This window comes from Nitrospirillum bahiense (assembly GCF_007828025.1).
GTDB classification, from domain to species: domain Bacteria; phylum Pseudomonadota; class Alphaproteobacteria; order Azospirillales; family Azospirillaceae; genus Nitrospirillum; species Nitrospirillum amazonense.
This window is the reverse complement of record NZ_VITO01000007.1, coordinates 143,498-168,753: the sequence shown is the minus strand read 5'-3', so window position 1 is coordinate 168,753 and position 25,256 is coordinate 143,498. Positions and strand designations below refer to the sequence as shown.

Here is a 25,256-nt window from a genome sequence, read left to right as displayed (position 1 = left end):
CCGCCCTCAAAAGATTCAGGCCCCCGCCATTGCGAACGCGATGTCCCGGCCGAAGACCGACGAACCCGACCCAAGACCTAACCGCACCGTATTCCGGACGCTCCGCAGAGGGGACAACGCCATGACCATCAAAGTCACCATTCCGCCGGTGGAAGTGCTGACCCGCCCGCGCATCACCGTGTTCGGTGTCGGCGGCGCCGGCGGCAACGCCGTCAACAACATGATCCGCTCCAACCTGGAAGGGGTGGAGTTTGTGGTCGCCAACACCGACGCGCAGGCGTTGACCGGCAGCGAGGCCACCAAGCGCCTGCAGCTGGGCAGCACCATCACCCGTGGCCTGGGCGCCGGTTCGCGCCCCGACGTGGGCCGCGCCGCCGCCGAGGAACAGCTGGAGGAGATCCTCTCCTACCTGGAAGGCACCAACATGTGCTTCATCACCGCCGGCATGGGCGGTGGCACGGGCACGGGTGCCGCCCCGGTGATCGCGCGCGCCGCGCGGGAACAGGGCATCCTGACCGTGGGCGTGGTGACCAAGCCCTTCCATTTCGAAGGCGCGCACCGCATGCGCATCGCGGAGCAGGGCATCAACGAGCTGGCCGGCTATGTCGATACGCTGATCATCATTCCCAACCAGAACCTGTTCCGGGTGGCGAATGAGAAGACCACGTTCGCCGACGCCTTCAAAATGGCCGACGACGTGCTGCACTCCGGTGTGCGCGGCGTGACCGACCTGATGGTCATGCCTGGCCTGATCAACCTGGACTTCGCCGACATCCGCACCGTGATGACGGAGATGGGCAAGGCCATGATGGGCACGGGCGAGGCCACCGGCGAGCGCCGGGCCGTGGAGGCCGCCGAGGCCGCCATCAGCAACCCGCTGCTGGACGATGTGTCGATGAAGGGCGCCCGCGGCGTCCTGATCAACATCACCGGCGGCTATGACATGACCCTGTTCGAGGTGGACGAGGCGGCCAACCGCATCCGCGACGAGGTCGACCCCGACGCCAACATCATCTTCGGCTCCACCTTCGACGCCCAGCTGGACGGCAAGATGCGCGTCTCCGTGGTGGCGACGGGCATCGAGACCCTGGCCGGCCAGCAGCCGCGCCAGCAGGCGGCCGCCCCGCAGCTGTCGGTGGTCAGCACCAACGCCGTGCGCCGTGCGCCCGCCCCGGCGGCCACGCCCTCGGTCAGCACGCCCGTCCGCCCGGCTGGCGCCAGCTACCACGCCGCCCTGACCCCCGCGCCGGTGGCGCCGACGGCTGCCGCCCCGGCGGTCCCGGCCCCCATGGCGGCGCCGCAGGTGGCGCAACCCGCGCCGCAGATGGCCGTTCCCACCCCGGCGCCCTTCACCCCGGCGGTCGAGCCGTCCCCCGCCCCGGTGGCGGCTCCGGCTGCCGAGGCGGCGCCGGAGCCGGTGGCCGAGCAGCCGGCCCCGCGGACGGAGGTGCCGATACGCGCCCCTGCCCCCGGCGCCCTGCGGGGTGAGCGCAGCGGTGCCGGCTTCATCCCGCCGCGCCCTGCCGACGCCGGCCCGCGTCTGGGCGCGCCCAACCCGGACCGCTACACCCCGCCACAGGCGGAGCCGCGCAAGAAGGGCATCTTCCAGCGCATGTTCGGTTTCGGCGGCGATGAGCCAGCCCCGGCTCCGCAGGTCCAGCACCCGCAGCCGGCGCCGCGGCAGCACGCCCCCGCTGCGCACTACGCCCCGCAGCAGCACGCGCCGCAGGTCCAGCACCCGCAGCCGGCGCAGCAGCACGCCCCGGCCCCGCAGGCGGCCCCCCGCCAGCAGCCGGCCGTGCATCAGGAACCCGGCCTGGGCCGCGCCCCGGGTGAAGACAGCTCGCTGGACATCCCGGCGTTCCTGCGCCGCCAGGCAAACTGACGGTATCGAATTGCCGTCACGCGTGTGACTGGCGTCACTGCATTGCATCATGTGAAGGGCCGCTTCCCGCAGGAAAGCGGCCCTTTTCATTTGCGGCAGAAAGAAGGCAAAATTGCATTTGTGCTCAAATAGATACGCATGCCCTCACGTAACATTCGGTAACAAAGAGTGATTTGAAGCCTGGCGCATCCATTGTTACTTAGGCAGCGTGACGTTCGGCTTTGGATGCACCGCAACACGCGGTTAAACACCGGGGCCAGCGTCACAGCCCAAGGCGGCAAGGCGGCGGGGTCGATCATTCGACCGCAAGCCGGACCGGTCGCCGGACGTGGAAGGCAAGGCACGCACATCGCGATTGAGGTGGTCACGGTTGGACCGCCCCGCCAGCCTCCCCCCGTCCGAACGCAAAGTCCCCGGTGGATATAACCCTGGGGCGCACGTGATGCAGGAAAGGCCCCGGCCCGACCGTATCACGGCCGAATAAGGAAGTTGGAACCGTGTACGCCGATCGTGAACCCACCACCGCCGCCCGCCAGCAGACGCTGAAGGCCCCCATCAACTGCACCGGTGTCGGTCTGCATTCCGGCCTGCCCGTTGCCATGACGATGCGCCCGGCGCCGGTGAACACCGGCATCGTCTTCCGTCGGGTGGACCTGTTGCGCGGTGGTGCCACCGAAGCCCAGGCGGCCGTGCCGGCCCGTTGGGACGCGGTGGTGGACACCCGCCTGTGCACGGTGGTCGCCAACGCCACCGGCGCCACGGTGGGCACGGTTGAGCATGTCATGTCGGCCCTGCGCGGCTGCGGCATCGACAACCTGTTCATCGACCTGGACGGGGCCGAGGTTCCCATCATGGACGGCAGCGCCGCCCCCTTCGTCTTCCTCATCGAGTGCGCGGGCATCATCCAGCAGGAGGCCGCGCGCCGTATCATCCGCGTGCTGCGCCCCGTGTCGGTGGTGGAGGGCGAGAAGGTCGCCACCCTGACCCCGGCCTCAGGCTCCAGCTTCGCGTTCGAGATCGACTTCGCCAGCGCCGCCGTCCGCCGTCAGGAAGGCTTCGTCCGCCTGGAAGCCGACAGCTTCAAGGATGAGGTGGCCGAGGCCCGCACCTTCGGCTTCCTGCAGGAGGTGGACATGCTGCGCCGCGCCGGCCTGGCCCGGGGCGGCTCCATGGACAACGCCATCGTCATCGACGGTGACCGCGTCCTGAACGAGGGCGGCCTGCGCTTCGATGACGAATTCGTGCGCCACAAGATCCTGGACGCCGTGGGCGACCTGTACATGGCGGGCTACGCCATCGTCGGCCACTACTCCGGCATCCGCTCCGGCCACGCGCTGAACAACAAGCTGCTGCACGCCCTGTTCGCCGACGCCTCAGCCTACGAGATCGTCGAGGAAATGGACGCCGCCTTCGTCCCGGCCTGGGAGCAGCCGCTGCTGGCCACCGCCTGATACTCGAATACCTGATACTCGAATAGACGAATCACGCCGCCGTCCGTCCGGCCAACAAGCACCAAAAACCAAACAAACACCAATCACTGAGCCTCAAACGAAAAGGCCTTCTTCCCCATCCGGGAAGAAGGCCTTTTCCGTTTCCGGCCGGGAAACCCGGCCGTCGGGTCTGGACAGTATTGGCGCCTCACAGCATGGCGTTGATGCACAGGGCCATGACGGCGGCGACGGACAGCATGCCGGCGGCCTCAACGAAGGCGGACAGGCGGGCGGCAAAACCGGTGGTGACGGTAGCGGCGGTCTGGTTAGCGGTAACGGTGGTCATGATCTTAATCCCCTTCTGAATGATGATCGCCGGTCGGGCGATGGTCGTTGATGAGAAGCGCGTGAGGTTTGGGTTCGGCTTACAGCATGGCGTTGATGCTGGCGGCGATCAGCAGGGCCACGGCCATCATGGCCACGCCCTCGACAACGGCGATGTCGGGCAACACCTTGAAAAAGCGGAAGGAAGCGGTGCGGCTGGAAGCGGCGAAGGCGGTCATTTCTCTCTCCATCAGGATCGTTGGTCGGTGATGTCCCTGTAAGAGCAAGGGCCGTGCCAACTCATCAAAATGGCGGAAATCCTGGGGTACGGGCCTTCACGCACCACCGCCGCGCCATCACACCGCCAGAATTTGGCCGCAATGACGATTTAGTGTTGAAATGGGCCATTTTATACTGTGCGGCGGTGAACACTGTCCGTTTGCGTACATCCCCACCTGTCCGCTGACGTACGGTTTGAGACGGGGCGCCGAGCGCTGTCACGGGTAAGCTGCTTGATCCCAAAGGCCGCGCGGGCCACTCCACCTATCGCATTCGCCCAGCCCAGAAGACGAGGATTCAGGACTTCCGGCGTCATTGGCAAGCCATCCGGGCGCTAGGAGGACCGGGGCATCTGGATTTTTGAAGAGGCTCACTACGGCGCCCCTGATGCGTAATGTCCCAAAAGCGAAAGGCCCTCTTCCCACGGGGGAAGAAGGCCTTTTCGTTTAAGCCGGAACCCCGGCCGGCGCGCCCCATCACGGCAGGGCGCGCAGATGATCTCAGGCATCACAGCATGGCGTTGATGCACAGGGCCATGACGGCGGCGACGGACAGCATGCCGGCAGCCTCGACGAAAGCGGACAGGCGGGCGGCAAAACCGGTGGTGACGGTAGCGGCGGTCTGGTTAGCGGTAACGGTGGTCATGATCTTAATCCCCTTCTGAATGATGATCGCTGGTCAGGCGACGGTCGTTGATGAGAAGCGCGTGAGGTTTGGGTTCGGCTTACAGCATGGCGTTGATGCTGGCGGCGATCAGCAGGGCCACGGCTATCATGGCCACGCCCTCGACGGCGGCGGTATCGGGCAACACCTTGAAAAAGCGGAAGGAAGCGGTGCGGCTGGAAGCGGCGAAGGCGGTCATTTCTTTCTCCATCAGGATCGTTGGTCGGTGATGTCCCTGTAAGAGCAAGGGCCGTGCCAACTCATCAAAATGGCGGAAATCCTGGGGTGCGGGCCTTCACGCACCACCGCCGCGCCATCACACCACCAGAATTTGGTCGTAAAGGCGATTTAGTGTTTAAATAGGTGATTCCATCTTGTGCGGTGGCGGACACTGTCCATTTCCGGACACCTGCAACCGTCCACCCCCGGACACCCACGCCGCTGGCCGAATGGAAGCCGGCCGCCCCTACCAACAGGCGGGCGGACGAGGGAAAGAACAGGCGATATATAGCCCAACAAGATGAACGCCGAGAAAAGCGAAAGGCCCTCTTCCCGTCTGGAAAGAAGGCCTTTTCGATTGCGCCGGAACCCCGGCTGGCGCGCCCATCACAGGGGGACGCGCGTTCCGATCAGCGATGTCACAGCATGGCGTTGATGCACAGGGCCATGGCACCGGCGACGGTCAGCATGCCGGCAGCCTCGACCAGGCTGGTCAGGCGGGCCATCAGGCCGGCGGTGGCGGTGCGGCGGGTGGCGGGCCGGTTGGCGGTAACGGTGGTCATGATTACTATCCCCTTTTCTTATGGACGGCCGCTGGTCAGACGGCAGCGATTGAATGGTTCCGGCTTAGAGCATGGCGTTGATGCTGGCGGCGATCAGCAGGGCCACAGCCGTCATGGCGACGGCCTCGATGGCGTCAATGCTGGGCAAGCCCTTGAAGAAGCGGAAAGAAGCGGTGCGGCTGGCGGTGGCGTAGGCGGTCATTGTCATCTCCATCAGGGTCGGTGTTTGGCGATGTCCCCATAAGAGCAAGGGGCGTGCCAATACATATGAATCTATTTATTTCAATGACTTATGCTGGAGCTCATCAACCAATAACGACGTCATCGTCATTAAATGGCGGCATCTGCAATTTATTGCCAAAATACACGACACCATCCTGTTCACCTCCGAACACTGTTCGTTTACGGACACTCATTCCGATCCGCACCAGCGACCCCAAAAAGCGAAAGGCCCTCTTCCCCGCGAGGGAAGAAGGCCTTTTCGGTTGTGCCGGCGATCCGGCCAGCGCCGCTCCCTTTATGACGCACAGGAGCGGCGCGCGTATCCCAGAGGGCGTTTACAGCATGGCGTTGATGCACAGCGCGATGACGGCGGCGACGGCCAGCATGCCAGCGGTTTCGACCACGGCGGCAGCGCGCGGCAAGACGGCGCTCAGGCGGTCGGCGAAGCTGGTGACGTTGCTGTTCGGGGCGCTGACGGTCCGGGTGCTCATGATTGCGTATCCCTATCTTCGTTCAATGTGTCTGGATCAAAGCATCGTGTTCACGCTGACGCTGATCACCAGCGCCACGGCCAGCATGGCGACGGTCTCGACCATCTCGGTGCTGGGCAGATACTTGAAGAAACGGAAGGAAGCGGTGCGGGGCGCGGCATTGAAGGACGACATCTTGATCTCCATCGGAGCGTGGTGGGTTGATGCCTGCCTTATCAGCAAGGGGTGTGCCAACCGCCGGAAGCCGCGGGATTCCGTCGTTCTTGGTTAAGGGTTTATGGATCGTTGACCAAGTCGCGCCATTAATTGGCCGCATTCGCCACATTTAGCGAATATGACTACCATTTCAGCGTCCGGAATCGCCCACTGTCCGTTTTCGGACAGATGGACCCGTCCATCGCCGCACAGCGGACCGCTGTCGACAGCCGCCGTCAGCCGCCGAACCACACCTTGGTATCGAGGTAGCGCGACGCCAGGAAGCGATAGAGGCGGCCGATCTCAAGCATCGCCTCGTCCTTCGCCGGATCCAGGGTCTTCCAGCGCTGGGGCAGGTCCTCCCAGGCCAGGGTTTCGAAGTGCAGGTTGTCCCGGTGCCGGCGCAGCATGGCGACAGTGCCCTCGAACTGCTTCAGCGCCGCCACGGCCTCGCCCGTGCCGGCCTCCACCTCATCGAACCAGGCGCGATACTTTTCCACCGGCACCTTCAGCAACGACTGGATGCGGCGCAGCTGGTGGTCCAGCTCGCGATCACCACGTGCCAGCTTCTGCATCTCGCGCAGCTTGCGGCCTATGTCGAACACCGGTTTGAAGTACTCCCGCAGCGCCTCCAGGAAGGCCAACTCGTTGGCCAGCACCTCCACCCTGTCCACCACCTCCTGCTTGCGCTCGGCGGCCACGCCGACCAGGGCGGCGATTTCGGCCGCCTGTTCGCGCATGCGGCGCTTGGCCTCCTCGCTCTCATCCAAGGCGGCGGTGGCGTCGGCGCGGGCGCCGGCGATGGCCTTCAGCAGCGACCCGCCGATCTTGATGAAGGCCAGGTCGCGGTGGCGGGACTCGATGGTCCAGGAGGCCGTTCCGTCCACGATTTCCGACGGGATGCGATCCCCGTTATGGATGATGCGCACGAAACGCAGGCTCTGCGCGATCATGCCCAGGAGCTGGCCGTCACCGCTTTCCGGAGAGATGGAAAACATCTGCGCCACCTGCCGCAGGGGAATGGCGCCCCGGGCATCGCCCAGGTCGATCTGCAGCACCGGCTCGCCATGGCTGAGCGTGAAAAAGGAATTGGGCAGGCACAACGCCGGATGCGCGAAGTTGAATTCCGTGATGCTGAGCTTGGCCGTCTTGTCGGGCATGGTGGTGAAAGGGTGTCCTGGAAAGGCGACTTAATAAAGTATCTAGCGGTTGCCCTGCCGTACATCCACCCCCGAACGCGGTCGGGTGTCGATGCCAAAATGCCCCGCCAGCCCCCATCCTATACACCCGTGTAGGTGACCTCAGAACGGAATGAATAGGGATCAGAACCATCTATTTCGCGGCCTCGAATTTTCTGGTTGATGGACATGGCCACTCATGCAACCTTCTGAACCATTCTCAATCCCAAAATTTTGGAGGCCTCCTTGATTCGTAACGTATCATCCCGCGCCCTGTATGCGCTGACCCTGCTTGCCGCGACGTTCCTTTTCGCCACCGCTTCCGAAGCAGGGGCCGCCACCTGGAACGGCTACATACCAAGCCCATACGTGTCTGATCTTGTCGCCCTATTTCACTTTATTTCCTGATAGTCCCTCAATTATTTAGAAACCGGGACGAAGCAGGATCAACGCAGGAAGTCTTTGGCCTGCTTCTTCATTTCCATTAAAGTCGCAGGCTCGCCTATTAGGCCAATACACCATAGGCATAAGGCGACAGCGGGCTCACCCATCCGCTTGCCACAAAAAAAATCGCTATTCGGTCGACAATGTGCCGCTTGGCGACGGGCGGTTGACCCGTGCTATAACACGCCGTCGCGCATCCCGCCGCCTATTCCGCTCCGAGAAGATGCCCTTGTCCTTCCTTCGCATTGCCTTGTCGCCCCGTCGCCTCCGCCGCCTGGTCCCGCTCACCGCCCCCCTGGCGCTGCTCGCGGTTGCGGCTTGCTCCAGCGACGAGAAGGAGGCGCCCTACATCGAACGCCCGGTGGAGCAGATCTACTCCGAGGCGGGCAACGCCATCGATCGCGGCGAATACCAGAAGGCGGCCCTGCTGTTCGGCGCCGTGGAACAGCAGCACCCCTATTCCACCTGGGCCATGCGCGCCGAGCTGATGGCCGCCTACGCCTATTACCAGGCCAACAAGTATGAAGAGGCCATCGGCTCGCTGGACCGTTTCATCAGCCTGCACCCCGGCAACCCCAACGTCGCCTACGCCTATTACCTGAAGGGCCTCTGCTATTATGAGCAGATCTCCGACGTGCGGCGCGACCAGACCCCGACCGTGCAGTCGCTGAAGTCCCTGGAAGAGGTCATCCGCCGCTTCCCCACCAGCCCTTACGCCCGCGACGCCAAGCTGAAGATCGACCTGACCCGCGACCATCTGGCGGGTAAGGAGATGGACATTGGGCGCTATTACCAGAGCGTGGGCCTGAACCTGGCCGCCATGAAGCGCTTCCGCCAGGTGGTGGACCAGTACCAGAGCACCAGCCACGTGCCGGAGGCCCTGCACCGCCTGGTGGAGGTCTACCTGTCGCTGGGCATGCTGGATGAGGCGCGCAAGGCCGCCGCCGTGCTGGGCTACAACTACCCGGGCAGCGACTGGTACCAGAACACCTACGACCTGGTGAAGGACCTGCCCAAGCCGCGCGTCATCCCGGTCAACCTGACGGCCCAGCCCGCCGATACGCCGGCGGCCACCCCGGCGGCCGGCCCCCGCGCCGGCGCGCCGGTCGCGGCCCCCGAGGGCCAGACGGCACCAGCTGTGGACAAGCCGGACGCCAAGCCGGCCGACCTGAAGGCGCCGGAGCAGAAGACGACAGACCAGAAGGCCGACGACAAGGGCGAGAAGCCCCGCCAGGAAAGCAAGGACCGCGGCTTCTTGGGTTGGCTTTTCGGCGATTAAGTCCTAGAAAAATCATATCCCGACAGCGGGGCTCCGGATCGGCGACAGACCAGTCCGGGGCCCTTGTCGTCTAAAGAGCGCCGTCTGAAGAGTATCGTCCCCAAGGCTCGCAAAACCGGGTGAGTTGCCATGCTGGCGTCCCTCTCGATCCGTGACGTGGTCCTGATCGAACGGCTGAACCTGTCGTTCGGCCAAGGCTTGTGCGTGCTGACCGGTGAGACCGGCGCCGGCAAGTCCATCCTGCTGGACGCGCTGGGCCTGGCCCTGGGCGGCCGGGGCGACAGCGGCCTGGTGCGCCACGGCGCCGACCAGGCGACGGTGGTGGCCGAGTTCGATCTGGCCGCGCGCGGGGCCAATGGGGGATCGGACCACCCCGCCCTGGCCCTGCTGCGCGAGCAGGACCTGGATGCCGACACCACCCTGGTCTTGCGCCGCACCGTCACCGCCGACGGTCGTTCCCGCGCCTTCATCAACGACCAGCCGGTGGGCGTGGCCCTGCTGCGCCGCGTGGGTGAGACGCTGGTGGAGGTGCACGGCCAATTCGACACCCACGGCCTGCTGAACCCCCTGACCCACCGCGACCTGCTGGACGACTACGCCGGGCTGGCGCCCAAGCGCGCGCAGTTGTCCGGCCTTTACCGCGCCTGGCAGGCGGCGGAGGCGGCCCGTGCCGATGCGGACCGCGAGGCCGCCCGTGCGCGCGAGGAAGAGGAATACGTCCGCCACGCGCTGTCCGAACTGGATGCGCTGGATCCCAAGGACAATGAGGAAGAGGCGCTGGCGGAAAAGCGCGCCGTCATGATGCACCGGGAAAAGCTGGTTGAAGCGCTGACGGGTGCGGCCGGCGACATCTCCGGCGAGCGGGGGGCCGAGCGCGCCATCGCCAACGCCCTGCGCCACCTGACCCGCGTGGCCGACAAGGCCGCCGGCCAGCTGGACCCGCTGATCGCCGTCCTGGACCAGGCGGCCGCCGAGATTGGGGAGGCCGCGCGCACCCTTCAGGTCATGGCCGGCGACATGGACCACGACGGCGCCAGCCTGGAAAAGCTGGAGGAGCGGCTGTTCGCCCTGCGCGCCTGCGCCCGCAAGCACGGCATCGGCGTGAGCGGCCTTGCCACCTTGCGCGCCGACTTCGCCCGCCGCCTGTCGCTGATCGAGGACCAGGGCGACCTGCTGACCCGCCTGGCCAAGGACGCCGCCGAGGCGAAGCAGGCCTACGCCGCCGCCGCGTCGTCCCTGACGGAGGAGCGGCGCCGGGTGGCCGGCAAGCTGGACCGGGCCGTCATGGCCGAGCTGGCGCCCCTGAAGCTGGAAAAGGCGCGCTTCGTCACCGCGGTCGAGCCGGTGGGTGAGGCCGAGTGGGGCCCCGGCGGCAGCGACCGCGTGGCCTTCACCGTCGCCACCAATCCCGGCGCCCCGCCGGGCCCGTTGGCCAAGATCGCGTCCGGCGGCGAACTCGCCCGCTTCATGTTGGCGCTGAAGGTGATCCTGGCCCAGGTCGGCACCGTGCCCACCCTGGTGTTCGACGAGGTCGACACCGGCATCGGCGGTGCCGTGGCCAATGCCGTGGGTGAACGCCTGGCCCGTTTGGGCGCCGGCCTGCAGGTTCTGGTGGTGACGCACAGCCCGCAGGTGGCGGCGCGCGGCCAGCAGCACCTGAACGTGCGCAAGCGCGTGGCCGCCGGCAAAACCACCACCGACGTGGTCATCCTGTCACCGGAGGAGCGGCGGGAAGAGATCGCCCGCATGCTGTCGGGCGCCGAGATCACCGCCGCCGCCCGCGCCGCCGCGTCCGAGCTGATGGCCGCCGGCTGAGCCGGCGCCGTTCCCTTCCGCCTTTCATCCCGAGTACTGCCATGGCCGCCAAGCAAGCCATCGACGCCCTGACCCCAGAGGATGCCCGGGCGGAACACGCCCAGCTGGTGGCGGAGATCGGCCACCACCGTGCCCTCTATTACCAGAAGGACGCGCCGGAAATTTCCGACGCCGACTACGACGCCCTGGAACGGCGGCTGGTGGCCATCGAGCAGCGCTTCCCTGAACTGGCCGGCGCCCACAGTCCCACGGCCACGGTGGGGGCCGCCCCCGCCGCCGGCTTCGGCAAGGTGAAGCACAAGGTGCCCATGCTGTCGCTGGGCAACGCCTTCGAGGATGAGGACGTCACCGATTTCGTCGCCAGCATCCGCCGCTTTCTGGTGCTGGACGAGGCCGCCCCGCTGGATTTCGTGGCCGAGCCCAAGATCGACGGCCTGTCCCTGTCCATCCGCTATGAGGACGGCCAGCTGGTGCAGGCCGCCACGCGCGGCGACGGGGCGGAGGGCGAGGACGTCACCGCCAACGTCCGCACCATCGACGACATCCCCAACACGCTGACGGGGCCAGTTTCCGGAAAGGGGGCCCCGGCCGTCCTGGAAGTGCGGGGCGAGGTCTATATGCGGCGCGAGGACTTCCTGGCGCTGAACAAGGCGCAGGCGGAGAAGGGCGAGAAGGTCTTCGCCAACCCGCGCAACGCCGCCGCCGGCAGCCTTCGCCAGCTGGACGCCAGCATCACGGCGGGCCGGCCCCTGCGCTTCTTCGCCTATACCTGGGGTGAGCTGTCGGAGCCGCTGGGCGCCACCCAGTCGGAGAGCCGCCAACGCCTGGCCGACCTGGGCTTCACCATCAGCGAGCCGTCGCGCCTGTGCCGCACGGCAGACGAGCTGCTGGACTATTACCGCTGGATCGGCGGCCAGCGCGCCACCCTGCCCTTCGACATCGACGGCGTGGTCTACAAGGTGGACCGGCTGGATCTGCAGGAACGCCTGGGCTTCCGCACCCGCACGCCGCGCTGGGCCACCGCTCACAAATACCCGGCGGAGAAGGCGCAAACCCTGCTGAAGGCCATCAGCATCCAGGTGGGACGCACCGGCGCCCTGACCCCGGTGGCGGAGCTGGAGCCCATCACCGTGGGCGGCGTGGTCGTCTCGCGCGCCACCTTGCACAACGAGGATGAGATCCGCCGCAAGGACGTGCGGGTGGGCGACACCGTCATCGTCCAGCGCGCCGGCGACGTGATCCCCCAGATCGTCGGCGTCGTGCCCAACCTGCGTCCGGCCGACAGCCATCCCTTCGAATTCCCCACCCACTGCCCCGCCTGCGGCAGCCTGGCCGTGCGCTCCGCCGCCGAGAAGGCGGACGCGGCGGCGGAAGTGGTGGCGGTGGAAAGCGGCCCCCCGGATGACGGCGCCGCCGTCGAGGGTGCGGAAGCGCCCGCCCCCGAGGAAACGGTGGCCGAGCCGGACGGCGTGGTGCGGCGCTGCACCGGCGGCCTGATCTGCCCCGCCCAGGCGGTGGAACGCCTGATCCACTTCACCAGCCGCCTGGCCTTCGACATCGAGGGCCTGGGCATCGAGCGCATGCGCCTGTTCCACAGCCAAGGCCGCATCCGCGAGCCGGCCGACATCTTCACCTTGGAGAAGCGCGAGAGCGAGCGCCTGGACCGCATCGTCACCATGACCGGCTTCGGCAAGAAGTCGGTGGAGAAGCTGTTCGCCGCCATCGAGGCCCGCCGCACCATAGGCCTGGACCGCCTGATCTACGCCCTGGGCATCCGCCAGGTGGGCGAGGCCACGGCCAAGCTGCTGGCCCGCCACTATCTGACGGTGGACCACTGGCGGGATGCCATGATCAAGGCGGCGGAGGAGCGGGCCGGCCAACCGACCGAGCGCAAGCCGGAGCTGGTGGGCGAGGCCTATGCCGAGCTGTGCGCCATCGAGCAGATCGGCGTGGGCGTGGCCGACGACATGATGGCCTTCTTCCGCGAGGAGCATAACCGCGCCCTGCTGGACCGCCTGCTGGCCCAGATCACCGTGGAGACCTACCAGCGGCCCACCACCACCGGGTCGCCGGTCGTGGGCAAGACCGTGGTCTTCACCGGCACGCTGGAGACCATGGGCCGCAGCGAGGCCAAGGCCAAAGCCGAGGGCCTGGGCGCCAAGGTAGCCGGCTCCGTCAGCGCCAAGACCGACTATGTCGTCGTCGGCGCCGACGCCGGCTCCAAGGCCACCAAGGCCCGCGAGCTGGGCCTGACCATCCTGACGGAACAGGAGTGGGTGGACCTGATCAGCGGCAAGACCGGTGCCCCGGAATAGTGGCGAAATCCACCACCCACCTGGCGTGAAGGACGATTAAATCGCCGTTCACGTTGGGTGGCCCCAGGGACGCCTCAGGATTCCTGCGGGTTTTGCAATTGGCACACCCCTTGCGACTAAGGCCGCAACCGGCCCGGCACGATGGGCCGGACCGACCCTGAAGCCCCCCGACATCATCCCGGGCGGCGCTTCCCGCCTTATCGTCAGGGAGACCCCGCTTATGTTCCGTATGCCCCACCGCCTGGCCACCCTGTCCCTGGCGCCGCTGGCCGCCGCCCCCCTGACCGCCGCGATCATCGCCTTCACCGCCAGCCCGGCCTACGCCGGCACCATCGGCCCGCAGACCCTGCATGGCCGCTCGCTGGAGCTGGAAGGCCTGGTGGCCAATGTCGAGATCACGGTGTCGTCCTCCGCCAAGGAAATCACCGTCACCGCCACCGGCGACGACGATCAGGTCAACCGCCTGTCCTTCCACAGCGAGGGTGACAAGGCCAAGGTGGAGCAGGAGCACCGACACCACGAGCATTACAGCGACCGCGACTTCATGAAGGTCAGCGTCACCATGCCCGCCGGCACCAGCCTGGCGATTGACGATTTCGTCGGTGACCTGACCGCGGGCGACCTGAACGCCGACCTGGCGATCGAGGACCTGCATTCCGGTTCCGTGACGGTCGGGCGGGTGCAGTCCGCCGCCCTGGACGTGACCGGCAGCGGCAACATCACCGTGGGCGACGTCGCCAAGGCCGTCTCGGTGGAGATCAAGGGCTCCGGCAAGGTGCGCACCGGCAAGACCAATGGCGAGGTGTCGCTGGAGATCAGCGGCTCCGGCAATGTCGACATGGCCTCGGTCAACGGCGCGGTGTCGGCCGAAATCCACGGTAGCGGTAACGTCACCATTCATGCCGGCAAGGCCGACCCGCTGTCGGTGGATATCGCCGGCTCGGGCGACTTCATCATGGACGGCGTCGCCACCAACCAGTCCATCAGCCAGCACGGCTCCGGCCAGGTGCGCATCCGCAACGCCGGGCATTGAGCCTCGTCCCATCCACGGGGTGGCGCTGCGCGGGGCAGCCCCACCCCATCAGGAAGCCCGCCGGGAAACCGGCGGGCTTTCGTCTTTGGCGCCAAGGGCCTAAGGTCGGCTTCCGCATACATGGCCACCCGGGAACCCCGCCGATGAAATACCTGCACACCATGGTCCGCGTCACCGACCTGGACGCCTCGCTGGACTTCTACGTCAACAAGCTGGGGCTGGAACTGGTGCGCCGCCGCGACTACGAGAAGGGCCGTTTCACCCTGGTCTACCTGGCGGCGCCCGGCTCGCCGGAGTCGGAGGTGGAGCTGACCTGGAACTGGGATCCGGAGGTCTATACCGGCGGCCGCAACTTCGGCCACCTGGCCTTCGCCGTTGACGACATCTACGCCACCTGCCAGCGGCTGATGGACGCGGGCGTCACCATCAACCGCCCGCCGCGCGACGGTCACATGGCCTTCGTCCGCTCCCCCGACCAGATCTCCATCGAGCTGCTGCAGGCGGGCGACGCCCTGCCCCCGCAGGAGCCCTGGGCCTCCATGCCCAACACCGGCACCTGGTAAATCACGTCACCGCCGCCGGCCCCGCAGCGCGCGGTTGCGGGGCCGGCCCGTTCATTCTATCCCTAGCCCATGCTGCTGCTGATCGTCCTGGCTGTGATGGGGGTGGGCCTGGCCCTGGCGCTGGTCGCCTGGCTGGCCACGCGCGGCCCGTCCGAAGCCGAAATCTTCCGCCGCTTCGACGCGCTGGAAGGCTTCACCATCACGGAACGCCACGCCCATGAGGGCACCGGCATCGCCGCCGACGAGGCACGCGGCCGCGTGGCCGTGATCGGCAAGGGCCTGGACAAGCGCCCGCCCGTGCTGCTGGCCGCCAAGGACCTGACGGCCTGGCGCTACCAGGCCAAGGACCAGCATTTTGAAATGACGCTGAAGACGCGCCGCTTCCCGCAACCCCTGGTCGTCAGTTTCCGCAAGCGCGCCACCGCCGACGAATGGCTGAAGATTTTCCGCAACATCGTCGAGGAGCGTTGACCTATCCCACAGCGCGGCCCGTACGGAAGTGCGAGACTCTGGGACCCCATACGTCTTAAGGTCATGATGAGGCGGTTGTACCGCCCGCTGTTTTGAACGCCCCGCGACCTAAAGGTTGGCATGACGCCCCCACCGTCCTCCGAGGCATCGTCGTCGTCCCGTACCCTGGCACAGTTCGGGAACGCATCGTCCGTCACCGGCGGAACGCCCCGCGATGGGAACGGCCAAGGAGGCGGCGCCCAGGCGCCGGGCATGGGGCCGGAGGATGGCAAGGCGGCCGCGCGCAAGAAGGTGCGGCTGCCGCTGCGCAAGCGCCTGTCCTACAAGCAGGCGCGCAACACCGCCCTGCTGACCCTGGCGCTGGGCATCATCCTGAACACCGCCCAGATCACCTACGACCTGTTCAACGTCGAGCAGCAGACCGACCAGCTGGTGCAGCAGGTGCTGAGCACGGCGCGCCAGCCGGCGGCGGAGGCGGCCTACGCCTTCGACCAGGCGCTGGCGGAACGGGTGCTGACCGGCCTGTTCGAGTACCGCCCCCTGTACCATGCCGTGATCTATGAGGATTTCGGCAACCAGCTGGCCGCCAAGGACCGGCCCGAGGCGGAGGGCGGCCTGAAGTGGCTGGCGGAAATCCTGCTGCCCCAGGAAAAGACCTTCTCCATCCAGCTGGTTATCGAGCGCCACCACCAGAACGTGGGCGTGCTGAAGGTCAGCGTCGACCGCTACCTGATCGCACTGGACTTCTTCCGCCGCTCGGCCATCGTACTGGGCGTGGGCCTGGTGTGGACGGTGGCGCTGGCCCTGATCCTGGTCGTGGTCTTCTACATCTCGCTGTCCAAGCCCTTCCTGCGGCTGACGCGCGGCATCGCCGCCGTGGACGCCCGCCGGCCGGCCGATCTGCTGCTGACCGTGCCGCCGCAGCACGCGGATGACGAGCTGGGCCTGCTGGCCAGCACCACCAACGAGTTGCTGCTGGAGTTCGACCGCGCCCTGGTGGAGCGCGAGCGGGTGGAGGCCCGGCTGCGCGAGCGCGAGACCCACCTGTCCGGCATCATGGACAACGTGGCCGATGGCATCATCACCCTGGATGAGGATCTGCGCGTCGCCACCATGAACCGCGCCGCCCACCAGCTGTTCGGGTATGAGCCCGGCCAGGCGGCGGGGCAGCCCTTCGTCAGCTTCATCGCCGACGAGGACTGGCCGCGGGTATCGATGGAGCTGATGACCAGCCTGCGGCGCCAGGGCGGCAGTCACGGCGGGGAGCAGCGGTCGGAGGTGCAGGGCCGCCGGCGCGACGGCACCGTCTTCGCCATGGCCTTCGGCGTCAGCCAGATGCGCCTGGGCAACCGCCGCACCGCCATCTGCGTCATCCAGGACATCACCCAGCGCAAGCGGTCGGAACGCGCCGTGCGCGAAAGCGAGGAGCGGCTGAAGCAGGCCGTCAGCGCCACCCGGTCCGGCGTGTTCGACGCCGACTTCGCCACCGGCCTGACGTGGTGGAGCCCCGAGTTCCTGGAGATGCTGGGCTACCCCGGCGGCGCCAGCCCGTGGCATGACAAGCCGCTGGAGGCCCTGCTGCACCCCGACGATGCGCCCGCCACCATGGGCACCATCGAGCGTTACCTGTCGGGCGAGAGCGGCGACTACCTCAGCGTCTTCCGCCTGCGCAAAAACGACGGCAGCTGGCTGTGGATCGAAGCGCGCGGCTTGGCCATCCGCGATGAACGGGGCCGCCCCCTGCGCTTCACCGGCACCATGACCGACGTGACCGACCGCAAGCGCTTCGAGGAGCAGTTGCTGTACGTCAGCACCCACGACCCGCTGACCGGCCTGGCCAACCGCACCCTGCTGCAGGACCGTCTGCAGCACGCCATCGCCCATGGCGCCCGCAAGGGCACCTCCGTCGCCGTGCTGGTCATGGATCTGGACCGGTTCAAGCTGGTGAACGACAGCCTGGGCAGCCAGGTGGGGGATAAGCTGCTGCGCGCCCTGGGGCAGCGCCTGGTGTCCTGCGTGCGCGCCGCCGACACCGTGGGCCGCATGGGCGCCGACGAGTTCATGGTGATCGCCGAGGATCTGCCGGAACCGCAGGTCGCCGCCCGCATCGCCGAGGCCATCCTGGTGGGCCTGACCCGGCCCTTCGCCATCGACGGCCAGCAGCTGTTCATCACCACCTCCATCGGCATCAGCCTGTTCCCCGGCGACGCGTCGGATACCGACGCCTTGCTGCGCGACGCCGCCACCGCCATGGACAACGCCAAGGCGGCGGGCGGCAACAGCTACCAGTTCTTCACCCCCCGCATGAACGAGGAGGCGGTGGCGCGGCTGTCCATGGAGCACGCGCTGCGCGAGGCCCTGGACCTGAACCAGTTCACGCTGCACTACCAGCCCAAGATCGACCTGGAGACGCTGCAGCCGGTGGGGACCGAGGCGCTGATCCGCTGGCACCATCCGGAGATGGGCTCCGTTTCCCCCGCCCGCTTCATCCCCATGGCGGAGGAGAACGGCCTGATCGTCCCCATCGGCGAATGGGTCATGCGCACCGCCCTGGCCCAGATCCGCGCCTGGCAGGAACAGGGGCTGCAGCCCCTGCCCGTGGCCGTCAACGTCTCCGTCCGCCAGGTCTCCTCCGGCCAGTTCGCGGAGCGGGTGCGCCAGCTGTTGCAGGAATACGGCGTGGGGCCCGAATTCCTGGAGCTGGAGATCACCGAGACGGCGATGATGTCCAACCTGGCCTATATCGCCGACACGCTGGCGGAACTGCGCTCCCAGGGCATTTCCATCGCCATCGACGACTTCGGCACGGGCTATTCCTCGCTGTCCTACCTGCGGCGCCTGCCCATCACCACGCTGAAGATCGATCGCTCCTTCGTGTCGGAGGCGACGTCCAACACCGACACGGCCGCCATCGCCGCCACCATCATCGCCATGGGCCGGCAACTGGGCCTGACCGTGGTGGCGGAGGGAATCGAGACCGAAGAGCAGCTGGACTTCCTGCGCCGGCACCAGTGCGACCAGCTTCAGGGCTTCTTCTTCTCAAAACCCCGCCCGGCGGACGACTTCTGCAAAACTTTTTTGAAGCCGACAAAGATGCACGCGGTCGCCTCCTGAACCCGGCTTGACGCCTACTGGCAACCCGGCAAACACCCCCTCGGAACGCCCCCGAGTCCGAGTTGAACGGCGTTGCAGATTTGCCCTATTGGGCGCGGAATCCCTTGATCCTGTTCATCAATGCTTGACGGCAACGCCCGGAAAACCGAGGCTTGGCGACAGAGGCTGGACGCGAGTCCCAGGCAAGAATGCCAGGGACGGTCGTGTCTTAAAAAAAACGTACAGGGAGGAAAGACGCATGGTGGCGAACGTCTTTGGGAAGTCGTGCCTGAAATCTCGTATTCTGGCGGGTGTGAGCGTCGCGGCGCTGGGCACATCGCTGTTCACCTCATCGCCGGCGCGCGCCCTGGACTTCAACAGCGGCGATCTTCAAGGCAGCTTCAACACCACCTTGACCTTCGGCGGCCTGATCCGCGTTCAGGAGCGTGACAAGAACCTGGTGGGCAAGGCCAACGGCGGCAACGCCTCCTCCATCAACCAGGACAACGGCGACCTGAACTATGGCACCGGCCTGGTGTCGACGACTGGCCGCATGACCAACGAACTGAAGCTGGACTACGACAACATCGGCTTCTTCGGCCGCGCGACCTTCTTCTACGACCCGATCAACAACGACGCCAACAGCACCTCGGCCGCCCGCACCGGCGCCTTCACGCTGAGTTCCACCGCGCGCGACCAGTCGGCGGCCTACGCCCGGCTGCTGGACGCCTACGCCTATGGCAATTTCGACCTGGGTGGCGGCACCTCGCTCAGCATGCGCGTCGGCAACCAGGTGCTGAGCTGGGGTGAAAGCACCTTCATCCCGAACGGCATCAACGCCATCAACCCGGTGGACGTCTCCGCCCTGCACCAGCCGGGCACGGAACTGAAGGAAGTCTTCCTGCCGGTGCCGATGATCAGCGCCAACCTGGGTCTGACCAACAATCTCAGCGTGGAGGCCTTCTACCAGTTCAAGTGGGAGAAGACGCTGCTGGATCCGGCCGGCACCTACTTCAGCAGCGACGACGCGCTGTCGCCGGGCGCCCGCTACCTGTCCCTGCCCTTCGGCAACCCGCTGGCCAAGGACAGCCCTTTCCAGGGCGCCATCGAGGCCAACGGCACGGTCAAGAACCCCATCCTGGGCCAGGTCACGCCCATCGCGCCCTTCGGCACCAACGTGCCGCGGCTGAACGATCACAACGGCCGCGACGACGGCCAGTTCGGCTTCGGCGTCCATTATTCCGTGCCGGAACTGGACGACACCGACTTCGGCATCTTCTTCCTGAAGTACAACAACCGGGTGCCGGACCTGTCGGTCAAGGTGGGCAGTTTCGGCGACTTCGCGTCCAATCCGGAAACGTTCAGCAACCACAGCGGCTACTTCGCCGACTACGTCAACGACATCAAGATGTATGGCGTCAGCTTCAGCACCAGTGTTGAAGGCGTCGCCATCCAGGGTGAATACTCGTACCGTCAGGGCCAGCCCCTGCAGTATGACGCCGTGGATGTCTTGCAGGCCATGCTGGCCGCCCCCTCGGTCTTCGGCTTCATCCAGACCGGCGGCCAGCAGGGCGCGGCCCTGGGTGCTCAGCAGGGTGCCGCCGCCGGCGCCGCGCAGGGCTTGGCCGCCGCCACCACCGCCTACCAGACGGCTGTGAACCAGGTGCTGGCGGTCGCCGCCCCGGCGCTGGTCGGCACCAACTTCACAGCGCTGCCGGCCCCGGTGCAGGCCGCCGTCCAGTCCGCCATCGCCGCCGCCGGCGGCCCGGCCTCGCTGGCTGCGGCCCAGGCCGCGGGCCAGGCCCAGGGTGCCGCCGCCGGCGCCAAGGCCGGTGCCACCGCCGGCGCCACCGCCGGCGCGCAACAGGCCGCCACGGCCGCCGCCCATATCTTCAACACCAATGCGCTGATCCAGCGCCTGGGTGGCATCCAGGGCACCACCACGGCGCAGATCGAGCAGAGCGCGTCGCGCCTGTTCGGGACCACCATCCAGGGCTATGGCCGCTACGACATCAGCCAGGTCCAGATGACCTTCACCAAGGACCTGCCGCCGATGATGGGTGCCAACCAGGTCATCCTGGTGGGCGAAGTCGGCGCCGATATCGTGCACAACATGCCGGATGGCGTGCACTTCAGCGGCACGGGCACCAACGTGGGCGGCAACGCCAACTTCCTGGGCCTGGGCGGCATGGAGAGCGTGGCCACCAGCGGCTTCGGCACCGAGTTCTCATGGGGCTATCGCCTGGTCGCCCGCTTCGACTACCTGAACGCCATCGGTGGCATCAACCTGATGCCCCGTGTGGTCTGGGAACATGACGTGCACGGCACCACGCCCCTGCCCGTGGGCACCTTCATCGACGGCCGCAAGGCCGTGTCGGTGGGCCTGACCGCCACCTTCCTGGACAAATGGTCGGCCGACGTGAACTACACCAACTTCTTCGGCGGTGGTGACTTCAACCTCATCAACGATCGTGACTTCATCAGCTTCAGCCTGAAGTACTCCTTCTAATCCTGCCGCCCCGTCACGGGACCGCTGGATTTCCCCCGGCGGCCCGTGACAGGGTCAGCATCCCTTTCCCGGTTTTATGGGCGCTGGCCACCGAGAGGCGGTCCGCGACTTGAATGATGAAATGCCGCCCCCTCGCCGCCCGGCTCGCCGCTGGCGCCCTGTCCCTGGCCCTGGCCTCCAGCCTCGCCCCCGGGGACAACCTAAGAGCGAGGGAGATGGCGGCCGGCGACAGCCCCTCATCATCCAACCTTAAGGTCACCGCACCCATCGCCGGGAAGACCCCGGCCGCCAATGCCCCCATCCCGGCGCTGCTGGCCCCTCTCGCCCCGCGCTCCCTGATCCTGGCCGGCACTCTCGCGGGCACGCGGCTGGTGGCGGTGGGGGAACGCGGGCATATCCTGCTGTCAGACGACAATGGCCACAGCTGGCGCCAGGTGCCCGCCCCGGCCAACGCCACCCTGACCGGCGTGCGCTTCATCGACGCCAGGCAGGGCTGGGCCGTGGGCCATGACGCCACCATCCTGCACACCGCCGACGGCGGTGAAAGCTGGACCCTGCAGAACTTCGCGCCCGATTGGGAACAGCCCCTGATGGATGTGCTGTTCGACGACGCCGACCACGGTATCGCGGTGGGCGCCTACGGTCTATTCCTGGAGACGGCCGACGGTGGCAAGACCTGGACCAAGCGCCGCATCACCGATGACGACCTGCACCTGAACGCCATCTTCGCCACCGGCGGCGACACCCGCATGGTGGTGGGGGAGGCCGGCGGCGTCTACACCAGCGCCGACAGGGGCCGCACCTGGACCAAGCGCCCCCTGCCCTATGAGGGCTCGCTGTTCAGCGGCGTGACGGTGGGCGACGGGACCGTGGTGGTCTTCGGCCTTCAGGGCCACGCCTTCCGCTCCACCGATGGCGGCCAGAATTGGCAGACCATAGACACCGGCACCAAGGCCGGCCTGATGGGCGGCGTCGCCACCCCCGATGGCCATGTCGTCCTGGTGGGCGCGTTGGGCACCGTGCTGAGCAGCAGCGACGGCGGCGCCAGCTTCAAGCTGACCTACCGCCCCGACCGCCTGGCGCTGGCCGATGCGGTCCGCGGCGCCGACGGCACCTTGATCCTGTTGGGCGATGAGGGCCCCAAGCTGATGGGCGCGCTGCCCTGACCGCCAGCGCTGCCCCGAACGGCGCGCCCTAGACCGCCTTTCCCCGGTTCCCCCGTTGCCCCCGAGTGCCCGATGACGTCCCTGCCCCGCATCCTCGACGCCCTGATCTTCCGCCACCGGCAGGTGGTGCTGGTGCTGTTCGCGCTGGCCACGGCCTTCTTCGCCTGGCAGGCCAGCCACCTGGCGGTGGACACGGCCTATGAGAAGCAGCTGCCGCAAGAACACCCCTATATGAAGACCTTCCTGCAGTATCAGAAGGAATTCGGCGGGGCCAACCGGGTCGTGGTGGCGCTGAGCGTCAAGAAGGGCGACATTTACACGCCGGAATTCTTCACCAAGCTAAAGCAGGTGACGGACGAGGTGTTCTTCATCCCCGGCGTGGACCGGGCCAGCGTCACCTCCCTGTTCACCCCCAATGTCCGCTTCATCGAGATCGTGGAGGATGGGTTCAGCGGCGGCAACGTCATCCCAGCGGAGTTCAAGGCCACGCCGGACTGGCTGAACGTGGTGCGCGGCAACGTGCTGAAGTCCGGTCAGGTGGGCCGTCTGGTGGCCGAGGACTTCACCGCGGCCCTGGTCAGCATCCAACTGCTGGACCGCGACCCCAGCACCGGCGCCAAGCTGAACTACATGGACGTGGCCAAGAAGCTGGAGGCCATCCGGGGCAAGTACGCCGATGACGCCGTGGACATCCACATCATCGGCTTCGCCAAGGCCATGGGCGACGTGGCCGACGGCACGGTGGGCGTCATCGGCTTCTTCGGCGTCGCCTTCGTCATCACCGCCATCCTGGTCTATGTCTACGGGCGGTCGTTCCGCATGACCGCCGTGCTGCTGGCCCTGTCGGTCGTCACCGTCATCTGGCAGCTGGGGCTGCTGGTGCTGATGGGCCTGGCCATGGACCCGATGTCCATCCTGGTGCCCTTCCTGGTGTTCGCCATCGCCATCAGCCATGGCGTGCAGAACGTAGGCACCATCACGCAAGAGATCGGCAAAGGGGCCGACGCCTTCTCCGCCGCCCGCATCAGTTTCCAGCGCCTGCTGGTGCCCGGCGCCAGCGCCCTGGTGGCCGACGCCATCGCCTTCCTGACCATCCGCATCGTCAAGATCCAGATGATCCAGGAACTGGCACTGTCTGCCTCGGTCGGCATGGTCATCATTGTCATCACCCACCTGATGATCCTGCCGGTGGCCCTGTCCTTCCTAACCTTGGGTGACAGCTACCGCCGCCGCGTTTCCGGCCAGGTGGACCGTTTCGACGCCGTGTGGAAGGTCTTCACCGTCTTCGCCCGGCCCAAGGGCGCCATCCCGGCCCTGATGATCGGCCTGGCCGTCTTCGCCTGGGCGCACCATGAGTCCGGCCGCCGCGTCATCGGCGATGCCGAGGCCGGAGTGCCCGAACTGTGGCCGGACAGCCGCTACAACAAGGATGCGGATTTCATCGCCGCCCATTTCGCCATCGGCGTGGACATCATCCAGGTCATCGCCGAGGCGCCGGCCAACGGCTGCATCGATTACAATGTCGCGTCCCAGGTGGACGATTTCGCCTGGCAGATGCGCAATGTGGACGGCGTGCAGTCCACGCTGTCGCTACCCCAGGTGATGAAGACCGTCAACATGGGCTGGAACGAGGGCAACCTGAACTGGCGGGTCCTGCCCCGCAACAGCCAGGTGCTGGTGCGCGCCGTCTCACCCGTCGAGACCTCAACCGGCCTGTTGAACGCCGACTGCTCCGTCATGCCCATCATGATCTTCACCAAGGACCATAGGGCGGAGACCATCGACCGCGTGGTCAAGGCGGTGGAGACCTACAACAAGGCCCATGGCACCGACGCCAAGGATAAGGGGCCCATCCACTTCCGCTTGGCCACCGGCAACGTCGGCGTCATGGCCGCCACCAACCAGGCGGTGACGGCGGCCGAGACACCCATGCTGCTGTGGGTCTACGGCACCGTGCTGGTGTTCTGTGCCCTCACCTTCCGTTCCGTCGTCGGCACCATTGCCACCGTGCTACCGCTGGTCGTCGTCTCTGTGTTGTGCGACGCGCTGATGGCCGAGCTGAAGATCGGCCTGAAGACCAGCACCCTGCCGGTCACCGCCCTGGGCGTGGGCATCGGCGTGGACTACGGCCTTTACATCTTCAACCGGCTGCAGTCCTACCTGAAGCACGGCCTGGGCTTCGCCGAGGCCTACTACAAGACCCTGCAGGAAACCGGCAGCTCCATCCTCTTCACCGCGCTGACCCTGGCGGTGGGCGTTGCCACCTGGTCCTTCTCCGCCCTGAAATTCCAGGCCAACATGGGCGAGCTGCTGACCTTCGTCTTCATCGCCAACATGTTGGGCGCCATCATCCTGCTGCCCGCCATTGCCGCCACGCTCTATCGCCTGTTCCCCCGCCTGTTCGAGAGCGAGGTCAAGCGGGCGCAGAAGCGGACCTTCGCGGCGCACTAGATCGTTTGCCTCAGGCGAAACAAGCCCCCGTCCGGTCCGTCCGGCGGGGGTTTTTCTTTGAGGGCGGACTACTGCCCCTTGGGCTGCGCCGCTTCCCATTCCGGGTCCACGGTGCCGCCGTCGAAGACGAAGCGCCAGGGGGCGTCCTTGGTGGCGCGGCGCCAGATGGTGACGTAGCGGACGGGCGGACGCTCCACTACCGTGCCGTCGGGCTTTTTGAGGCGGGAGCGGGCCTTGCCCCAGCTGTAGCCCAGCGTGCCATCGGCCGAGACCGAGGCATCTTCCGGCGCCCACTCCAGCTCCAGCCCCGCCGGGAACAGGGTGGCCAGCGCCGCCCGGTCCACCTTGGCCTGCGGACGGTTCAGCAAGGTGACCTCATCGGCGGCAAAGGCCTGGAAGGCAGCCCCCACGCCCACCTCCCGCGCCTTGGCGGCGAAGGCGCGATCCGCGTCCAGGATGGCCTGAGCAGGGTTGGCGGCGGCGGGGTTGCCGGGGCTGGGCAGCGGACCGGCACCCGCCAGCACGGGTGCCGCCAGGACGCAGGCGGCCAGGCCCAAGGGGAACCGCAAACGGAACATGATCTTGTTCTCCCTCGCGTCATTGTTCTTGGCCGCCAGGGTAGCAATAAAAGGGGCGCGAGAATATCCCGCGCCCCCAGTCAACCTTGC

Annotated in this window: 22 protein-coding genes; 12 read left to right on the top strand and 10 right to left on the bottom strand. The window is 66.8% G+C overall.

The genetic code is table 11. The features are described 5' to 3' along the window. Positions 1 to 121 precede the first annotated feature (121 nt). Positions 122 to 1,885 (top strand): cell division protein FtsZ, encoded by a 1,764-nt coding sequence (ftsZ, locus tag FBZ88_RS12385; RefSeq protein WP_145617232.1) that lies wholly within the window; start codon positions 122 to 124, stop codon positions 1,883 to 1,885. 497 nt (positions 1,886 to 2,382) lie between these two features. Further along, positions 2,383 to 3,336: a UDP-3-O-acyl-N-acetylglucosamine deacetylase gene (gene lpxC / locus FBZ88_RS12380; RefSeq protein WP_145617230.1), complete on the top strand. Its 954-nt coding sequence runs from the start codon at positions 2,383 to 2,385 to the stop codon at positions 3,334 to 3,336. Positions 3,337 to 3,523: 187 nt separating this feature from the next. Here the strand turns inward: lpxC and FBZ88_RS30240 are convergent, their stop codons facing one another. From FBZ88_RS30240 to FBZ88_RS12375, 9 genes are all read right to left on the bottom strand, one after another. After that, positions 3,524 to 3,661 carry a hypothetical protein gene (locus tag FBZ88_RS30240; protein ID WP_186291145.1) on the bottom strand — a complete coding sequence of 46 codons (138 nt, stop codon included), beginning with the start codon at positions 3,659 to 3,661 and terminating at the stop codon, positions 3,524 to 3,526. Between the two features lie 79 nt (positions 3,662 to 3,740). Next, entirely contained in the window at positions 3,741 to 3,878 is a 138-nt protein-coding gene (locus tag FBZ88_RS30235; RefSeq protein WP_186455583.1) for a hypothetical protein, read from the bottom strand. A 547-nt stretch (positions 3,879 to 4,425) separates the two neighbouring features. Beyond that, complete coding sequence (locus tag FBZ88_RS30230) at positions 4,426 to 4,563, bottom strand: hypothetical protein (protein ID WP_186291145.1); 138 nt, start codon at positions 4,561 to 4,563, stop codon at positions 4,426 to 4,428. A 79-nt stretch (positions 4,564 to 4,642) separates the two neighbouring features. Further along, positions 4,643 to 4,780, bottom strand: a complete 138-nt coding sequence (locus FBZ88_RS30225; protein ID WP_186464363.1) for a hypothetical protein — start codon at positions 4,778 to 4,780, stop codon at positions 4,643 to 4,645. 439 nt (positions 4,781 to 5,219) lie between these two features. After that, entirely contained in the window at positions 5,220 to 5,363 is a 144-nt protein-coding gene (locus tag FBZ88_RS30220) for a hypothetical protein (RefSeq protein WP_186464362.1), read from the bottom strand. Between the two features lie 64 nt (positions 5,364 to 5,427). Next, positions 5,428 to 5,565 carry a hypothetical protein gene (locus FBZ88_RS30215; protein ID WP_186464361.1) on the bottom strand — a complete coding sequence of 46 codons (138 nt, stop codon included), beginning with the start codon at positions 5,563 to 5,565 and terminating at the stop codon, positions 5,428 to 5,430. Between the two features lie 355 nt (positions 5,566 to 5,920). Next, the gene (locus tag FBZ88_RS30210) at positions 5,921 to 6,076 is read right to left on the bottom strand and encodes a hypothetical protein (RefSeq protein WP_186454805.1); all 156 of its coding nucleotides are present in this window, start codon (positions 6,074 to 6,076) and stop codon (positions 5,921 to 5,923) included. Positions 6,077 to 6,112: 36 nt separating this feature from the next. Beyond that, positions 6,113 to 6,250, bottom strand: a complete 138-nt coding sequence (locus tag FBZ88_RS30205) for a hypothetical protein (RefSeq protein ID WP_157999494.1) — start codon at positions 6,248 to 6,250, stop codon at positions 6,113 to 6,115. A 257-nt stretch (positions 6,251 to 6,507) separates the two neighbouring features. Then, positions 6,508 to 7,431 (bottom strand): hypothetical protein, encoded by a 924-nt coding sequence (locus FBZ88_RS12375; protein ID WP_145617228.1) that lies wholly within the window; start codon positions 7,429 to 7,431, stop codon positions 6,508 to 6,510. Positions 7,432 to 8,122: 691 nt separating this feature from the next. Between FBZ88_RS12375 and FBZ88_RS12370 the strand changes: the two genes are divergently transcribed. The 10 genes from FBZ88_RS12370 to FBZ88_RS12325 all read left to right on the top strand — a co-directional run bounded on the left by FBZ88_RS12370 (position 8,123) and on the right by FBZ88_RS12325 (position 24,588). Further along, entirely contained in the window at positions 8,123 to 9,172 is a 1,050-nt protein-coding gene (locus FBZ88_RS12370) for an outer membrane protein assembly factor BamD (RefSeq protein WP_326487191.1), read from the top strand. A gap of 129 nt (positions 9,173 to 9,301) precedes the next feature. Continuing rightward, a complete protein-coding gene (gene recN, locus FBZ88_RS12365; RefSeq protein WP_145617224.1) occupies positions 9,302 to 10,987 on the top strand; it encodes a DNA repair protein RecN in 1,686 nt (561 codons plus the stop codon). A 41-nt stretch (positions 10,988 to 11,028) separates the two neighbouring features. Continuing rightward, positions 11,029 to 13,302 (top strand): NAD-dependent DNA ligase LigA, encoded by a 2,274-nt coding sequence (ligA, locus tag FBZ88_RS12360; RefSeq protein ID WP_145617222.1) that lies wholly within the window; start codon positions 11,029 to 11,031, stop codon positions 13,300 to 13,302. Between the two features lie 220 nt (positions 13,303 to 13,522). Continuing rightward, positions 13,523 to 14,335: a GIN domain-containing protein gene (locus FBZ88_RS12355; RefSeq protein WP_145617219.1), complete on the top strand. Its 813-nt coding sequence runs from the start codon at positions 13,523 to 13,525 to the stop codon at positions 14,333 to 14,335. Between the two features lie 143 nt (positions 14,336 to 14,478). Then, the gene (locus tag FBZ88_RS12350) at positions 14,479 to 14,898 is read left to right on the top strand and encodes a VOC family protein (RefSeq protein ID WP_145617217.1); all 420 of its coding nucleotides are present in this window, start codon (positions 14,479 to 14,481) and stop codon (positions 14,896 to 14,898) included. A 69-nt stretch (positions 14,899 to 14,967) separates the two neighbouring features. Next, positions 14,968 to 15,369, top strand: a complete 402-nt coding sequence (locus FBZ88_RS12345; protein ID WP_145611471.1) for a hypothetical protein — start codon at positions 14,968 to 14,970, stop codon at positions 15,367 to 15,369. Positions 15,370 to 15,489: 120 nt separating this feature from the next. Further along, on the top strand, positions 15,490 to 18,483 hold the full coding sequence (locus tag FBZ88_RS12340; protein WP_145617215.1) for an EAL domain-containing protein: 2,994 nt from the start codon (positions 15,490 to 15,492) through the stop codon (positions 18,481 to 18,483). 238 nt (positions 18,484 to 18,721) lie between these two features. After that, entirely contained in the window at positions 18,722 to 20,971 is a 2,250-nt protein-coding gene (locus FBZ88_RS12335; RefSeq protein ID WP_145617213.1) for a DUF1302 domain-containing protein, read from the top strand. 113 nt (positions 20,972 to 21,084) lie between these two features. Beyond that, positions 21,085 to 22,137: a WD40/YVTN/BNR-like repeat-containing protein gene (locus FBZ88_RS12330; protein WP_145617211.1), complete on the top strand. Its 1,053-nt coding sequence runs from the start codon at positions 21,085 to 21,087 to the stop codon at positions 22,135 to 22,137. Positions 22,138 to 22,209: 72 nt separating this feature from the next. Continuing rightward, positions 22,210 to 24,588: an efflux RND transporter permease subunit gene (locus tag FBZ88_RS12325; protein WP_145617209.1), complete on the top strand. Its 2,379-nt coding sequence runs from the start codon at positions 22,210 to 22,212 to the stop codon at positions 24,586 to 24,588. 68 nt (positions 24,589 to 24,656) lie between these two features. On the opposite strand, the gene FBZ88_RS12320 is transcribed toward FBZ88_RS12325, so the two are convergent. Next, on the bottom strand, positions 24,657 to 25,166 hold the full coding sequence (locus tag FBZ88_RS12320; RefSeq protein WP_145617207.1) for a hypothetical protein: 510 nt from the start codon (positions 25,164 to 25,166) through the stop codon (positions 24,657 to 24,659). Positions 25,167 to 25,256 lie beyond the last annotated feature (90 nt).